The 16,018-nt window shown below is 68.4% G+C and carries 14 protein-coding genes; 3 read left to right on the plus strand and 11 right to left on the minus strand.

Annotated elements, in window-relative coordinates; translation table 11 throughout:
* Positions 1–201 (minus strand): hypothetical protein (locus JZ791_RS45315; protein ID WP_254206432.1); only part of this gene is annotated, 201 nt, incomplete at its 3' end.
* Between JZ791_RS45315 and JZ791_RS27910 the strand changes: the two genes are divergently transcribed.
* The gene (locus JZ791_RS27910; RefSeq protein WP_308163130.1) at positions 107–418 is read left to right on the plus strand and encodes an aquaporin; all 312 of its coding nucleotides are present in this window, start codon (positions 107–109) and stop codon (positions 416–418) included. The two genes, JZ791_RS45315 and JZ791_RS27910, sit on opposite strands and share 95 nt — an antisense overlap.
* Here JZ791_RS27910 and boxB read toward each other — a convergent pair.
* Together boxB and JZ791_RS27920 are read right to left on the minus strand one after the other, a co-directional pair.
* Complete coding sequence (gene boxB, locus JZ791_RS27915) at positions 360–1,838, minus strand: benzoyl-CoA 2,3-epoxidase subunit BoxB (RefSeq protein ID WP_216898311.1); 1,479 nt, start codon at positions 1,836–1,838, stop codon at positions 360–362. The genes JZ791_RS27910 and boxB overlap by 59 nt on opposite strands.
* Entirely contained in the window at positions 1,831–2,709 is an 879-nt protein-coding gene (locus JZ791_RS27920; protein ID WP_216898313.1) for an amidohydrolase family protein, read from the minus strand. The genes boxB and JZ791_RS27920 overlap by 8 nt, the downstream gene beginning before the upstream one ends.
* A 251-nt stretch (positions 2,710–2,960) precedes the next feature.
* Between JZ791_RS27920 and JZ791_RS27925 the strand changes: the two genes are divergently transcribed.
* Positions 2,961–3,851 (plus strand): PaaX family transcriptional regulator, encoded by an 891-nt coding sequence (locus JZ791_RS27925; protein ID WP_308163131.1) that lies wholly within the window; start codon positions 2,961–2,963, stop codon positions 3,849–3,851.
* Positions 3,852–3,864: 13 nt separating this feature from the next.
* On the opposite strand, the gene JZ791_RS27930 is transcribed toward JZ791_RS27925, so the two are convergent.
* From JZ791_RS27930 to JZ791_RS27965, 8 genes are all read right to left on the minus strand, one after another.
* Positions 3,865–4,734, minus strand: a complete 870-nt coding sequence (locus JZ791_RS27930; protein ID WP_216898315.1) for an alpha/beta fold hydrolase — start codon at positions 4,732–4,734, stop codon at positions 3,865–3,867.
* A gap of 166 nt (positions 4,735–4,900) precedes the next feature.
* Entirely contained in the window at positions 4,901–5,230 is a 330-nt protein-coding gene (fdxA, locus tag JZ791_RS27935) for a ferredoxin (protein ID WP_216898317.1), read from the minus strand.
* A 33-nt stretch (positions 5,231–5,263) separates the two neighbouring features.
* The gene (locus JZ791_RS27940) at positions 5,264–6,325 is read right to left on the minus strand and encodes an NAD(P)/FAD-dependent oxidoreductase (RefSeq protein WP_216898319.1); all 1,062 of its coding nucleotides are present in this window, start codon (positions 6,323–6,325) and stop codon (positions 5,264–5,266) included.
* Positions 6,322–7,977, minus strand: a complete 1,656-nt coding sequence (locus JZ791_RS27945) for a benzoate-CoA ligase family protein (protein ID WP_216898320.1) — start codon at positions 7,975–7,977, stop codon at positions 6,322–6,324. Before JZ791_RS27945 ends, JZ791_RS27940 begins: the two co-directional genes overlap by 4 nt.
* Before the next feature lie 5 nt (positions 7,978–7,982).
* Positions 7,983–9,800 (minus strand): enoyl-CoA hydratase-related protein, encoded by a 1,818-nt coding sequence (locus JZ791_RS27950; protein WP_216898322.1) that lies wholly within the window; start codon positions 9,798–9,800, stop codon positions 7,983–7,985.
* Between the two features lie 255 nt (positions 9,801–10,055).
* Positions 10,056–11,444, minus strand: coding sequence for an amidohydrolase family protein (locus tag JZ791_RS27955; RefSeq protein ID WP_216898324.1), 1,389 nt, complete (start codon positions 11,442–11,444; stop codon positions 10,056–10,058).
* Positions 11,441–12,928, minus strand: a complete 1,488-nt coding sequence (locus JZ791_RS27960; protein ID WP_308163132.1) for a CoA transferase — start codon at positions 12,926–12,928, stop codon at positions 11,441–11,443. Before JZ791_RS27960 ends, JZ791_RS27955 begins: the two co-directional genes overlap by 4 nt.
* Before the next feature lie 663 nt (positions 12,929–13,591).
* Positions 13,592–14,866: an enoyl-CoA hydratase/isomerase family protein gene (locus JZ791_RS27965; protein ID WP_216898325.1), complete on the minus strand. Its 1,275-nt coding sequence runs from the start codon at positions 14,864–14,866 to the stop codon at positions 13,592–13,594.
* Positions 14,867–14,950: 84 nt separating this feature from the next.
* Between JZ791_RS27965 and JZ791_RS45320 the strand changes: the two genes are divergently transcribed.
* Positions 14,951–15,916, plus strand: a complete 966-nt coding sequence (locus JZ791_RS45320) for a DUF1152 domain-containing protein (protein ID WP_254206421.1) — start codon at positions 14,951–14,953, stop codon at positions 15,914–15,916.
* Positions 15,917–16,018 lie beyond the last annotated feature (102 nt).

The following is a 16,018-nucleotide window of genomic DNA, read 5'->3' on the forward strand; positions in this document are numbered from 1 at the left end:
GCGCAGCGGGGTCCCGCGTGCGTTTGATTGATTCATGGCGAAGGTATCGACTCGGCCCCGCAGCGCCGAGATCGTCGAAGAATGGGGTGGGGCGTGGCGGGTGTACGTGGTCGAGGCCATCGGCACCTTCTTTCTGGCGCTCACCGTCGTCGGAGCCGTGCTGACCGGCAGTATGTTCACGCCGCTGGCGGCGGGGATCATATTGATGACGATGATCTACGCCGGCGGCCACATATCGGGCGGACACTACAACCCAGCCGTCACGATGGCGGTCCTGGTTCGTGGACGGATCACTGTCGGCCGCGCCGTCGGGTACTGGATCGCTCAGGCGGTGGCCGGGGTGATCGCGGGCGCGCGGTTCAGGCCAGCGCCTCCTCGCGCAGGTGCACATAATCGAATTCGACCGGCTGGTCGTTGATTCCGGTCTTCGGCGGGGCGATCCAGGAGGCGAATTCGCCGGGGGCGTACTGGGGGATCATGAGGGCGGCTACCGCGGCTCGGTCTTCTGGGGTCGGGAGCCATTGTCCCGCATGGGAATTCCACTCGTCGGCAGTGATGATCTCGCCGGTGGGGGAGACGTGGTGTCCGGCGTAGGCGCCGACCCTGCGGTTGAAACCCTCGTGCGGCAGCGTGAGTCGCTCGGACAGGCCCGCCTCCTCGAGGGCCTGGTTCCAGCGGCGGACGCCGTTCTCGCAGTCGGCGACGTACTCGTCGCGCAGGTCCAGGTTGAGGGCGGTCAGGGCGGGGGCCTGCTCCTGGACGTGGTGGCCGTCGCGGATGGCGCGGACGGTGTAGGTGGCCTCGGTGAGGGTGTGGTCGTCCTTGCGGCGGGTCTCCTGCCAGCGGCCCTTGAGGCCACCGGTGTAGTAGGCGGCGGCGTTGGTGGAGCGTTCGGAGCCGAACAGGTCCAGCGATACCGAGAACTGGAAGTTCAAGTACCGCTGTATGATCGAGAGCGGTATGCCGCCGTGCGGGAGGATGTCCCCGGTGCCGTGCTCGGCCATCAGCTGGGCGGTGCGCTCCACCGTGCGCTGCACCCCGGTGGTGCCCACGAACATGTGGTGCGCCTCCTCCTTGAGCATGAACTCGCAGGTCCGCGCGAGCGGGTCGAACGCGGATTCCTTGAGCGTGCCGAGCTGGTACTTGCCGTCGCGGTCGGTGAAGTAGGTGAACATGAAGAACTGCAACCAGTCGGTCGTCTCCTCGTTGAACGCGCCCAGGATGCGCGGGGAGTTCAGATCACCGGAATTGCGCTTCAACAGCTGCTCGGCCTCCTCGCGGCCCTCCCGCCCGAAGTACGCCTGCAGCAGATACACCATCGCCCAGAGGTGCCGCCCCTCTTCCACGTTGACCTGGAAGAGGTTTCGCAGATCGTAGAGGCTCGGCGCGGAATTGCCGAGGATGCGCTGCTGTTCCACCGACGCCGGTTCGGTATCGCCCTGCACGGTGATCAGCCGCAGCAGTTCGGCGCGGTACTCGCCCGGCACCTCCTGCCAGGCGGGCTCACCCTTGTGCTTGCCGAAGGCGATGGTGCGCTCGGGATTCCGCTCGGCCAGGAAGATGCCCCACCGGTATTCTTCCATCGGCACGTGCGCGAAATGCGCCCAGCCGTCGCGGCCGACGGCGATCGCGGTGCGCAGGTAGACATCCTTGGTGGGCAGCGCGGGGCCGAGAGTCTTCCACCAGTCGAGGAATTTCGGCTGCCAGCTCTCCAGCGCGCGCTGCAGCCGGCGATTGTCGGCGAGGTCGACATTGTTCGGGATGCGCTCGCTGTAGTCGATCGGGCTCACCGGCCCGGTGGGCGTCGGCGCGGTTCCGGTCCGTTCCGGCTCAGTCACGGTGGTCTCCTGTCATGGGAAAATTCAAGCGGGTGAATATCTTTCGAGCGTTGCCCGCGAGCACACCGGTCAGCGTGTCCGGCGGCAGCCCCAGGCCGATGAGGGCCTGCACATTGCGTCGTACACCGGGGACGCCGGGCCAATCGGTGCCGAAGATCATCTTGCGGGCCAGCCGACCGAGATCGAATCGGGCGTAGTACTCGGGAAGTCGCTTCGGCGGCAGCCCGGCCAGATCCAGCCACACGGTCGGCTTCGCCTGTGCCAGAAAGGCCGCCGCGTCGTACCACCAGCCGCGCCCGCCGTGCGCGATGACGACGTTCAGCTCGGTGAAGTAGTCGATCACATCGAGCAGCAGCTCGGGGTTCCCGTAACTACTCTGCGCCCCAGGGAAACTCGACACCCCGGAGTGCACGATCATCGGCACGCCGAGTTCAGCGCACCGCTCGTACAGCGGATACAGTTCCTTGGCGCCCGGATCGAATCCGCCGTGCACAGGATGTATCTTCAGCGCGACCGCGCCGAGACCGAGTTGCCGATCCAGCTCCTCGAGCGGCGGAAAGTGCAGGTGCGGGTTGATATTCGCGACCAGGCTGCACCGCGCGGGGTCGAACCGGGCGACCGGCAGCACATCGTCGATGGACTGAATCCCGGTGGCGCGCGGGCTGTATTCGCAGAACAGCAGGGCGTGATCGACACCCTCGGCGGCAAGGTGGGCGCAGAACGCCGCCGGATCCGGGTGATCGCCGGAATACACCGCGCGCCAGTCGTTGTCGCGGGAGAACTCGTCGGCCCACGCCAGCCATGCCGGTTTCAGCGTGCTGCGCACCGGCAAATGCACGTGTGTGTCGATGACCGTGTACCCGTCGATCACGAGACCGTCCTTGCCTGGGCGCCGGGCGGGAGTGGCGGCGTCCGGGATTTATTCTACACAAATATGAAGTACTGACAATAAGTTGTAGAATAATTGTGCGGTGCGTCGTCGAATCGGTCCCTTGCCGGTCCGGATCTGCTCGAACGGGCCGTATGTTCTGATATGTGTGCGCGGCACAGGGGCTGTACGGGCCGCGCGCCGGCGTTCGACCGGGCTGTTCATCACAGCGGACGACGAGGAGGGCCGACATCGTGACGAACGGGCGCGTGCGCGACGACACACCCGACGCCGGTCGGGGCGCTGCCGTGCTGCCTGCCGGATCCCGCCGCCGCGAGGTGGGTTCGGAGAGCGCGCGCAGTCTGCTGCTGACGGTACTGGGCGAATTCGTCTATCCGCGCGGGGTCCCGGTGTGGACCGCGACGCTGGTCGCGGGCCTGTCGGCGCTGGATATCGAGGAGAAATCCGCCCGCCAGTCCATCGCGCGCTCGGCGGACGACGGTGTCCTGGAGTCCGAGCGGGAGGGGCGGCGGGTGCGCTGGCGGATCACCGGTCCCGGTACGCGGCTGCTGGCCGAGGGTACGGACCGTATCTACAGCTTCCTGGCCGACTCCGTGCCGTGGGACGGCCGCTGGCTGGTGCTGTCGGTGGCGATCCCGGAAACCCAGCGCCAGCTGCGGCACAAGCTGCGTACCAAGCTGACCTGGCTGGGCATGGGCTCGCCGGCCTCGGGCATCTGGATCCTGCCCGACGGCACCAGGGAGACCGAGGTGGCCGCGGTCATCGAGGAGTTGGGCCTGACCGGCCGCGCCTTCGGATGGACCGGAACCCTGGCGCGGATCGGCGATCCGGACGCGATGATTTCCGGCGCCTGGGATCTGGTCGAGGTTGAGCAGCGCTACGCCGAATTCCTCTCCGCCTTCGGCGATCTCGTGCCCCACACCCCCGAGGAGGCGTTCCGGGCGCAGGTGCGGCTGGTGCAGACCTGGCGGCGGTTCCCGTTCCTGGACCCTGCCCTGCCGCGCGAACTGCTCGACCACGACTGGCCGGGGCCGGAGGCCGCGCGGCTGTTCCATCGCCGTCACGACGAATGGCACGCCCGCGCCCAGGGCTTCTGGACCGATCTGGAGGGCAGCACCTCTTGAGACCGGCCGCCGATCAGCTCGAGGCCGCTCGGCGCGTGGTGCGGAAGGCGTCCAGGAGCTGGTTGACCAGCTCCGGGCGGGTGGCGAAGGCGAAGTGGTCGGCGCCGGGGAGTTCGGCCAGCAGGGCGTGCGGGATGGTCGTGCGCATGTGCAGCGCTGCGCCGGAGGGAGCCTTTCGGCCCAGGGTGCTGGTCATTACCAGGGTGGGCGCCTGAATATCGCGTAGCAGGGTCCAGTCGTCGTCCAGGGCGACGCTCTCGAAGAAGGCCAGCAGGGTGTCGACACCGGCGCTGCGGATCATCTCGCGGAAGCGGTCGCCGAGTTCGATCGCGCGCGCGGGGGAGACGTCGGTGAACACGGTGGCGGGGTCCAGCAGCAGATCCATGACCGGGTCGATGCCGCCGCGAGTGGCGGCATCGATGAAACGGGACATCTCGGCGCCGCTGAAGCCGTTCGGCCAGTCCGGCCTCCGCCGGAATTGCGGAGTTCCGTTGAGTAAGGCCAGCTTTCCGATCAGGTCGGGGTGTGTGGCGGCGAGCCGCAGTGCGATGTGGCCGGCCGAGGCGAACCCGACGAGCATCGGGCGCCGCAGCTCCAGCCGTGTGATCAAGGCGGCGAGGTCGGCGATGTAGAGCGTGCTGAGGTTGCCCGAGCGCAGCATGTCGGCGGGAATCTTGTCCGAGGCGCCGTAGCCGCGCAGGTCGAGGAAGATACTGCGGGCCCGGGTGTCGAAGAAATCGCGCTGGGCCGACCATGCCCGGGAATCGGTCGGGAGCCCGTGCACCCAGACGATGGTGTCCTCGCCGGACCCGGTGTCGTAGTAGGCGATTCGGCCGCCGTCGACGTCGAGATACCGCGGCGGGCTCAGGGGCGGGATAGACACTGTGCAATGTCCTTGCCGGTGGTGGGGTAAGTGCCGTATGACGGATCAACCAAGACCATCATGCCCGCGCGTCTTTTCCGGGCGAATCGGGCCCGGGTGGTGATCGAGCACTCAGCGCATAGGGGGCTGATCAGCGGTTATGACCCGCTGATGGGACCAGTCTCGGTCAGCGCTCGGCGACCATCGGTGTATCGATGCCGATCGGGCCCGTCTTCTGGCTGCCGCCGGGCGTGCCGAGGGGTTCGGTGCGGCCGGGAAGGACGTCGGTGAAGAACAGGCGGTTGTCGGCGACGAAGGCGGTGTCCTCCTCATCGACGCGACGGTCCTGGCTGATGGCCTCGACCGGGCAGACCGGTTCGCAGGCGCCGCAGTCGATGCATTCCCTCGGATTGATGTAGAGCTTGCGCGAGCCCTCGTAGATGCAGTCCACCGGGCATTCCTCGATGCACGATTTGTCGGTGACATCGATGCACGCGCTGGCGATCACATAGGGCATCGGGAACTCCTGATCGGTAGTAGGGCAGTGGGCTCACGCCGCCGCGGTGGCGGGCTGTTCGTCGGTGGAGTGGCCGGGGAACAGCGGGGTCGCCGGATCCAGGTGCACCGCGGCGTTGTTGATCGCGGTGGCGACCTCGCCGAAGCCCACCGAGATGAGCCGGACCTTGCCGTCGTAGTCCACGACGTCCCCGGCCGCGAACACCCCCGGCGTGGTGGTGCGCATCGCCGAATCCACGACGATGTGCCGGTTGTCGTGCAGTTCGAGACCCCAGTCGCGCAGCGGGCCGAGATTGGCCAGGAAGCCGAGCGCGGCGACCACCCGCTGACACGGGATGCGCTGAGGTGCTCGGCCTTTCGCGGTGATCTCGGCGTGAGTGACCGCTTGGCCCCCGTCCAGTGCGGTGACCTGGGCGTCGGTGATCACCTCGACACGCGAGGAGTGCAGGGCCGCGACGGTCGCCGCGTGGGCGCGGAAGGCGGTGCGACGGTGCACGAGAGTGACGCTCGCGGCAACGGGCTCGAGGGTGAGCGCCCAGTCCACCGCCGAATCGCCGCCGCCGACCACGACCACATCGGTTCCGGTGTAGGACAAGGGATCCGGGACGAAATACGCCAGCCCGCGGCCCAGATAGTCCTCGCCGGCGGGCAGTGCGCGCGGGGTGAAGGTGCCGATGCCGGCGGTGATGACGATGGCGCCGCAGTCGATTTCGGTACCGAGATTTGTCGTGACGAGCAGGCGGTCCGTGTCGTCGCGATGCAGCGACTCGGCGAACTGGCCCAGCAGATAGACCGGATCGGCGGTCGCGGCCTGCGCGGTGAGGGCGGTGACCAGCTCACGCCCCCGCACCTGCGGGAAGCCCGCGATATCGAAGATCAGTTTCTCCGGGTACATCGCGGTGACCTGCCCGCCGAGTTCGGGCAGCGAGTCGACGACCGCCGTGCGCAGCCCGCGCACGCCGGCGTAATAGGCGCCGTACAGTCCGACCGGCCCGGCGCCGATGATGAGCAGATCGACTGTCACGGTCCCGCCTTGCTCGGCTGGACGGCGACCGTTGGTGCTGTGCCCGTCGGTGTCTTCGCTGTGGCTGTTCATACTTTCGCCTCCGCCCCATCCATGAGCTGCTTGCGGACCCGGAACCGCTGCACCTTCCCGGTCGCGGTCTTGGGCAGCTCCGCCGCGAACAGCACCGCCCGAGGACATTTGAAATGTGCCAAACCGTCTCGGCACCAATCGATCAGGGCCTCCGGGGTGATGTCCTCGCGGCCGGGCGCCCGCACCACCAGCGCGACGGGTTTGTCCAGCCCCTCCGCGTCGGGCACCCCCACCACCGCGACCTCGGCGACCGCCTCGTGCCCCAGCAACCGATCCTCGACCTCGGCGGGGGATACCCAGATCCCGCCGGCCTTCAGCAGATCGTTGGTGCGGCCCATGCAGTGGTAGTAGCCGTCGTCGTCCATCACGTAGGTGTCGCCGGTGCGCAGCCAGTGGCCGTTGAACACCTCCCGGCTGGCCTCGGTGTGCCGCCAGTAGCCCAGGGCGATCGACTCGCCCCGGACGTACAGCTCACCGGGGACGCCGGGCCCGACCGGGAGGCCCTGTGGGTCACGGATTTCCAGCCGGTAGCCCGGCACGGCCCGGCCGGTGGTGCCCGGACGGATATCGCCGGGATGGTTCGACAGGAAGATGTGCAGTGCCTCGGTCGAGCCGATGCCGTCCAGGATCTCCAGACCGTACCGATCGAAGAACTTGCGCTGCAACGGTTCCGGCAGCGACTCGCCCGCCGAGACGCCCAGGCGTACCGAGGCGAACGTATCGGCGGGAAGCCCGGCGGTGAGCAGGGCGGAGTAGAAGGTCGGAACGCCGAAGAACAGCGTGGGTTTCGTGGTGGCGATGCGCGCGGCGATGGTGGCCGGGGTGGCCCGCGCGGGCTGCAGGACCGCGGTGGCCCCGGCGGCCAGGGGAAACAGCAGGCTGTTGCCGATGCCGTACGCGAAGAACATCTTGGCCACGGACAGGCAGATATCGCTGTCCCGAATGCCCAGCGTCCCTGTGGCATAGGTCTGATAGACATGCCCGATGTTCGCGTGGCGATGCATCGCCGCCTTCGGGTGACCGGTGGTGCCGGAGGTGTAGAGCCACAGCGCCCACGAGTCGGCCGAGGTGGCCACGGGTTCGACTGCGGGGCTGTGCAGGCTGGCCCACAGCGAAACCTCCGCCGCACCAACGTATGCCGGTTCGCTGGTGGGAGTCGATGTGCCCGGACCGGGATCGACGCCCGGTCCACCCGGCGGGATCAGCTCGCCGACCATCGAAATAGCCTCCGCCGCCGTCGTATCCGACCCGTCTGCGACGACGAGGTGCGTGACCTCCGGCGCATCGTGCACCGCCGGAACCACATTCGTCAGGAACTCCGGGGTCGCCACGACCGCCCGTGCTCCCGAATCGCGCAGGATCTTCGCCAGCTCGGCGCTGTTGAACATGGTCGACACCGGCACCGCGACGAATCCGGCGTGGAACGCCGCCAGAATCGACACCGCCATCTCGACGTCGTCGGCCATCACCAGTACGATCCGGTCGTCGCGATGCAGCCCGAGTCGCCGCAACCCGGCCGCGATTCGGGAAACCTCCTGGGAGAGTTCCGGATACGTCACACTGCCCCGGGAACCGATCAGGGCCGTCCGGGCGCCCGCGCCGGACCGCAGGTGCCGGTGCACCAGGAAGTCCGCGGCATTGGAGATCTCCATCGAACCTACACTCGCTTCGTCTCGAACTCGGCCCGCTGACCGGTACCGTACCTGCGCAGGGCGCCCTCGGGTCCGGCGGCGTTGGGGCGGATGAAGATCCAATTCTGCCAGGCGGTCAGCCGTCCGAATATCTTCGTCTCCAGCGTTTCCGGGCCGACGAAGCGGTGGTTGGCCTCCATACCGGTGAGCGCGTCGGGCGACAGGGCCGCGCGCTCCTCGAACACGATGCGCAACTCGTCGGCGAAGTCGATATCGTCCAGCGCCGAGGTGACCAGGCCCAGACGGTCCGCGTCGGCCGCGAGCAGTGGCGTGCCGATACTCTCGGCCACCGCCTCGAGCTGGCCGGCATGACCGTAGAAGCGAGATTGCAAGCGCGTCAGGCCGTTTCCCATGGGGTACCGGCCGAAGTTGGCGGCGGTGAGCTCCAGGGCGGCGGGCTCGGCGTCCGGATCGACATCCTCGAAGACGCCGTCGAGCATGTACTGCCGGTCGCATGCCAACGCCAGCTCCGCCAGCAGGCCCACGAACGCGCTGCCGGGCTCGATCACCGCGAACAGGGATCGGCTGGTGACGTCGAGGCGTTTGAGGGTGCGCTTATAGTACTGACGCACCTCGTTGACGAACCAGTGGTCGGCAAGTTCGGTGAGCTGACGGTCGTAGCCGCGCACGAGTTCCGGATCGCCCTCGGTGCGGAAAACCCAGACGCCCAGATCCTGCTCGTTCGTCCGCAGCCGCAGGATGAGGTCGTCCAGCTCGCGGGTTACCGCCAGCGGCCAGTAGTCCGCGCCTTGCGCGAGCACGGCATCGGCGCTCGCGGACGAGGCGGGGTTGATCGTGCGTGATAGGGCGTCGGTCGCGGGCGATGTGATGTCGGTTGTCTGCGATGCGATCTCGGTGCGCGAGGCTGTGCCGGTAGGCGCCGTGATGCTCGGCGCGGGCGAATCCGGCCCTGTGACAACGATATCCACGCGTCGTGCCGCACGGTGCACAGCGGCGCGCACATGCCGATAGGTGATCACATCGCCGTCGACCGTCCGCTCGAGTGGGGTCAGCGCGACGCCGCCCACGGCATCGGGCCGGGGCGATGCCGCCGCGGCCTGCTCGGCCAGCTCACGCACCCGCTGATCGAAACCGGCGCGCATCACCGCCTCGTCGACCAGCCCCCACGCCACGGCAGTCGCGCCGCGCACCCCCTCGGACTTGGTGGCGAAGACGTCGGCGCGATCCTTGCGGACCTTGCGCTTGTCGACCACGCGCGTCAGCCCGCCGGTGCCCGGCAGCACGCCCAGCAGTGGCACCTCCGGCAGCGACACCGCCGACGAACCGTCGTCCACCAGGACGATGGTCTCGCACGCCGCGGCCAGCTCGTATCCACCGCCGGCGGCCGTGCCGTTGACCGCGGCGATATAGGTCTGACCGGAATGCTCGGTCGCGTCCTCCATGCCGTTGCGGGTCTCGTTGGTGAACTTGCAGAAGTTCACCTTCCAGGCGTGCGGGGACTGCGCCAGCATGCGAATGTTGGCCCCGGCGCAGAACATCCGCTCCAGCCCACCGGTGACGACGACGGCCTTGACCTCGGGATGTTCGAACCGCAGGCGCTGCACCGCGTCGTACAGCTCGATATCCACGCCCAGGTCGTAGGAGTTCATCTTCAACTCGTAGCCGGAAACCAGCCCGCCCTGCGGGTCCACGGCGAGCGTGAGCGTCGCGACCGGTCCGTCGAAGGTCAGGCTCCAGTGCCGATAGACCGACGGATGCGTATCGAACTCGACGATGGGAGCGGCGGATGTCGAACCGATATCCGGGGCCTCGGTTGCCGTCATGGTGCACCTCTCGGAAGTCGTATGGCCGCGCGGCGTGGCGACGCTCACGCGACAGCCTCACTCTACTAGAACATGGCGATCCGTGGAAGAATTGTAGATAATTAGTGACGATGCGGCTCGGGCCTGGAGGTGCCGGCCCGAGCCCGCCCGGCTCGTGACCGCGCTGGATATGCCTGGCCGAGTGTGCCGCCGGTTCATCGGAGGCGAGGCCCGGCAACCCACTGTTCAGCGCTTGCCGTGGTGGGTGCGGGGAACTTATCCGGGAACATGGACCGGCTGCCCGGCGATGATGGTGGCCGCGATGAGGTCGGGTGATGTCGAAGCGGTAGGGAGTTCCTGCGGTGGGACGCGCAGCAGCGTGAGATCGGCGGCGTGACCCGGTGCGATCGGGCGGGGGACGGCCGGGCGGTCGGGATGGCCCAGGAACAGAGTCACGGCCTCGTGCGCGGAGATCCGTTCCTGTGTGCCGAACAGTGTGCGCTCGGTGGACGCACGCACCACTCGCCACGGATCCGCGTCGCCGAACGGGGCGTCGGTGCCGGCCGCGACGGGTACTCCGGCGGCCAGAAGTGATCCCAGTCGCCACAGGTCGGGATGGTCTTCGGCCGGGACGGCCCGGGCGTACTGCTCGGCGCGCTCGATCGGGAAATGCGGTTGGGTGACGACCGTGATGCCCTGCGTCCGTAGCCATTCCAGTGATTCGGACGGGATGATCGCACCGTGCTCGATCCGGTCGCCGTCGCGAATCCCGGCGTCCTGGAGGGCCGCGATGGTCACGATCAGCTGAATGCGGGTAACGCAATGTACGGCAACGGGTTTGCCCGCCTCGTGCACGACACGGAACCGGTCGGTGAGTTCGGGCAGCGTCGGGAGGGTCGGATCGTCGAGCAGAAACTTCGTCGGGCCCAGCGTGAATCGCGGCGACTCGGGACGGACGATGCCGGGTGGGGTCATGCAATGCACCCGCTGGAGGATCCGGCCCTGTGCCACGTCTTCGGCGAGCGCGTCGACCTCGTCCTGACGCAGATCCGGTGTGGCATCGGTGAATCCGGTCACTCCCAATGCCGCCGCCCAGGCGCTGAGCTCGGCCGGGTCGGGTTTGGCGGCGTTGAGGCGCTCACCGAGCCAGGCATCCATGCGCCAGAGGCGGCCGACGGCGCGGCCGGTGTGGTCGCGTTCGACGCCGGGCAGCGGGCAGTCGTCCAGTTCCAGCAGCCGGCAGGCCCGGGAATTGAGTGTCCACAGCGCACCCGATCGGTGCTGGACACGGACCGCGGGGGTTTCGAGCATGCGGTCCAGCGACCACCGATCCAGTTCCCCCGCAACGCTTTCATGATAGCCGACGCCACGCAGCCAGCCGTCGGGCGGCAGATCTCGTGCGGCCGTGCGCAGTCGGTCCGCGAACGCGTCGGCGTCGGGCGTCTCCGCCGGTCCGACAGGGATCGACCGCGCCCGCGCGGCGAGTGCGCGCAGGTGGATATGGTGATCGTGCAGGCCCGGTAGCAACCAGCCGCCGCGCGCATCGATATCGTCCTCACCGGAGATCGGGCGTAGACCTGTCCCGCATTCGGTGATATTTCCGTCGTCCCAGCGCACGTCGGTGGCGGTGCTCCGGAAGACTCTCGCATTGCGGATGAGCGTCATGATCTGCCCGCTCCAGGGACGTCGTCCGGAACCGACGGTGGCCGAACGGGTTCACTCTCCGCGTGGTGCGCGCACTCGACCGTCCATCTCTCCCCGGTTGAAATCACCTGGTGTGGGCCGTGATCCAGGGGAGGAGCGGCGGCGAAGGCCGCGGCCGCGGCGCGCATGGACAGATCGATCAGTATTCCGCCACCCGATCGGACGGCCGCGGTGACGGCCAGCGCCCCGCACAGTCCCGTCAGCGGATCGGCTACCGCGTCCGCACAGAACACCGGCTCGCCCGCATGCCAGCCGACCAGACCGCCCGCCACCGCCGCGTCGTCACCGAACGCCACCCGCATCGGGTCGCCGCGGCCGTAACCGGTGAGGCTCAACCAGATTCGCCCGGGCGGGTGCGGTCGCTCGTCGGGCCCGAGGCCGAGCTGGGCGAGCGCGCGGGGCCGCGACGCCTCGATGACGATATCGGCCGAGTCGATCAGCTCGGCGAGCTGTGCGCGCCCCGCCGCCGACCGAAAGTCGAACTCGCGGAACTCGTGTCCGGCATGCAACCACTCGAAGAACCGTCGATCCGCCCGCGCCCCATCGGGCCGGTGAGTACTCTCCACCTTGATCACCGCAGCGCCCGCCCGCCCCAGCAGATGCGCGCACAGTGGTCCGGCCCACATCGAGGACAGGTCCACGACGACACAATCCGACAGGGCGCGTCCCGTCAGCGCATCGGCGATCCGAAACGCCTGCCAGGGCACGTGGTCACCTGTCCCCGCAGAGGGCGTCTCGGCTGAATCGTACGGCGTGTCGGCCGAGCCCGGCCACGTCACGAGCGGATCGTGTGGAGGTTGGACGGCACCGTTTGGTGGTGCTGACGTGATCGGGGCTTGGGCTGTATCCGACTGTGCCACAACAGGAACAACCTGCACGGCAGCCGGATCGACCAACGCCGTGAGTGGATCGGGCGACGCCGGGGTCGGATGGAGTGGCGAGACAGTCGGTTCGTGGCGCGTTGTCGGCAGGTTGCGCCGGATCGCTGACGGATCGAGCGGCGCCATGAGCGGACCGGGCCGCGCGCCACATGGATCGAGCAGCGTGGCAGGCCGCGCGGGCAATGCGGCGGCCGGAACTCCCAGCAACTGGGCCCGATCCGCCAGTTCGGCGCTCGTGCCACGCCCGGCCGTACGTTCCAGCGCCTGCCACGGGTCTCCCGAGACCTCCTGCCCGACAATCGCGCTCACCATGTCCAGATCGTCCGGACGGCTCAGAGTCACCGCACACCAGCCATCCGCGGTACGTAACAGTCGACTCGCGCCACCGGCCGACCGCCGTCCACCCCGCTGATACCCGTTCAACGCGGCTCGTCCGGCCAGGATCGCTCCCGGCTCGACGTCCACCCGGACACCGACCTCGCCGGTGAGAATGGCCAGCGCAGAACATGTTTCGACCGCCAGCCCGAACGCCGGGGCAGGAGATAAGCAGGGCGGCCCACTCACCGGCCCGGTCAACTCCATCGCACCCGACGCAGCCCAGCCCAATGCCGCGCACCGCCCCTGCCCAAGAGACCGGAAGCCCGTCACCCCAAGGCTTCGTAGCCAGCCCTCCACCGACGCCGAGCGGCGGTTCTCATCGAATCCCCCGAGTGACAACGGATCAGGACGCATGGCACACCGGTCTGCTACTGCAACGGTGCACCACATCGAAACCCGCCATCCCGGCGTACTGATTACGTGAATCCAACGCGCTCAATCCAGAGCGGCCGTGTGTTTCACCGGAACGTGCGGCAGGAAAGGGTGATCGACACTGGACGGATAGGGTCGCAGTCGTGCTGTAGTGACGATGTGTACCGGTGCGTGCCGGGAGTCGTCGTGTTCGTCCGGCGAATATGGCCGAGTTGCGCGGTCGAGACTGGAGGGATGTGGTCGTAACCGTGCCGTAGTGACGATGTGTAGCGGTGTGCACCAGAAGTCGCCGTGTTCGCCCGGCAAGGGCGGCTGGGACTCGAGGGGATGTGATCGTAACTGTGCCGGAGTGATGAGGTGCAGCGGTGTGTGCCGGCAGTTGTCGTGTTGGTCCGGCAAGGGCGGCCGGGACGAGCGGTCGGCGGCGGGGGAATGCGGTCGCAACCGCACCCACATGACGACGTGTAGCGGCGGGTGTCATACGTTGCCGTGTTCGTCCTGGCCGGCCGGATGCACGTTCGGCGCGACGGTTGCGGGACCAGGTGGTGCGTCCGGATCAGGAACGATCCGGTCGACCAGCCCCCAGTCCAACGCGCCCCGAGCCGGTAGCGCGAGGCCGGTGAGCATCAGCCAGGCGGCTCGCCAGCGGCCGACGCGGCGGGGCACGCTCACCGTGCCGCCCGCACCGGGGATCAGGCCCATGTGGATTTCCGGGAATCGGAAGTAGGTGTCCGGTGCGGCGGTGACGGTTGCGGCGAAGGCCGCCAGTTCCACTCCCGCGCCGATGCACGCCCCGTGGGTGTGGATCCGCAGGCGGGTGGCGATGCGGTCGAAAACGGCCCAGGGCGCACGGTCCAGGCGAACCAGGTAGGCGGCGACCAGATCCGCGGCGGTGCCGAACTCGTCGAGGTCGCCGCCGCTGCAGAACGCCGGGCCGGCACCGCTCATATCGATCGATCCGATGCTCGGATCGGCCTCGGCGAGCAGCGCCGCGTCGAGTAATTGTTCGCGAAGCCTGGCGCCCAGTGCATTTCGGCGCTCGGGGTGGTCGAGCACGATCGACAGGTGCGAGTCGCGGCGCGTCAGCCGGACCAGGTCGCGCTCGGGCGGATGAACCGTGCGGGCGGGACCGCGCTCGGCGAGCCACGTGTGAAATTCGATGCCGCCCAACAGCATCGAGTACGCCGCCGCCTCGGCGGCCAGGGCCTGCGTGGTCTCCAGCCGGATCGTCTGCCGCAGCAGCTGCCCGCAGGCGATCGCCGCCCGGGGCGAGCGTGCGACGGCGGTGGTCAGCGTCACCAGGGCCTCATCGATATCGTCCACCTCGACCACCTGCCGCAGCAGGGGTGACACCCGCCGGTCGGTGACGGTCAGCGTGAGGGCGACCAGCAACGGCCCCAGATTCCCGACCGCCGTGCCACGCAGCACGCCGATCGTCAGCGGCAGTGCCCGGGCGGCCGCCTGCGCGGCGCGTTCCACCACCTCGTACGGTGCGTCGCGCAGCGGATCGAGTTCCAGCACGACCAGCGGCCGGTGGGGGAGTCCATCCGGTGCGATCGCCAGGTCCAGATCGGGCAGTGCGGTGTCGTCGATCGTCAGTCCGAGCTGTGGGCGGGCCCCGCTGATGGTGATCTCCGGGTGCGGGGCGTCATCGGCGATCGACCCTCGCGGTTCGCGGGGGCGCGAGCTGTCGCCGCCGCGCCCGTTGGCCTGCGATGCGGCCGATGGATCTGGACCGGGGGTATTCGTCATGCTGCCCCCTTTCTACCTGGTTCGGTGCGCAGGGGCCTCGGAAACCGGTGCATCGGAGGCTTCATCACACGCCATGATGGCAGGATGCCCTCTTTTCGTCTGGCCGAGCCACCACTGTTCACCCGCCTGCGTGATGCCGGCACGGTTTTGATCGCCGGGGCGGGAGGGGGTTTCGACGTGTACGGCGGCATTCCGCTCGCCGTCGCGCTGGCGGATATGGGCAAGTCGGTGCACCTGGCGAACCTGTCGTTCACCGATCTGCGCAGGGTAGCCATGGAAGACTGGCTCGCGCCCGGTGTCGCCGCCATCCATCCCGACAGCGCCGGTCCGGACGAGTACTTCCCCGAACGCACCCTGGCCCGGTGGCTGGACCGTACCGGTCGTGAGCCGACCGTCTACGCATTCCACAAATCCGGTGTGCGGCCGCTGCGGTCGGCCTATCGCGAGGTGATCGATCACCTCGGCGCGGACGCGATCGTGCTGGTCGACGGCGGTACGGACATCCTGCTGCGCGGGGACGAAGCGGGTTTGGGCACCCCGCAGGAGGATATGACGAGCCTCGGCGCGGTGGCGGGCCTGGAGGACATCGTCCGCGTCGTGGTATCGGTCGGTTTCGGCATCGACGCCTATCACGGCGTCTGTCACGCCCATGTCCTGGAGAATCTGGCGGCGCTGCAACGGGATGACGCCTTTCTCGGGGCGCTGTCCATCCTGCCCGGCAGTCCGGAGGGCGCCGCCTACCTCGATGCGGTCGAACACGCGATAGCCGAGACGCCGCTGCGCCCCAGCATCGTGCACTCCCAGATCGCCGACGCCGTCCGCGGCGGGTTCGGCGACCTCCACACCACCGACCGCACCACCGGCACGACCCTGTTCGTGAACCCGCTCATGGCCATGTACCTGGCGGTCGACCTACCGGCCCTGGCTCGCACGGTCGAGTACCTGCCGTTCCTGGAGCCCACCGACCATGCCTACCAGGTAGCGCAGATAATCGAGGCCCACATGACCTCCCGCCCGACGCCCCGCCCGCCCGGCCGCATTCCGCACTGACCGCGGCCAGGCCATCGCACCGTAAGATGACCGCCAACTCCTCCTCGCGCGGGACGAATGACACCCCACGCCGGGAAAACTGTGGTCGCAGACCGCTGGCCC

It is taken from the genome of Nocardia alni, from assembly GCF_019038435.1.
Classification (GTDB): Bacteria; Actinomycetota; Actinomycetes; order Mycobacteriales; family Mycobacteriaceae; genus Nocardia; species Nocardia alni.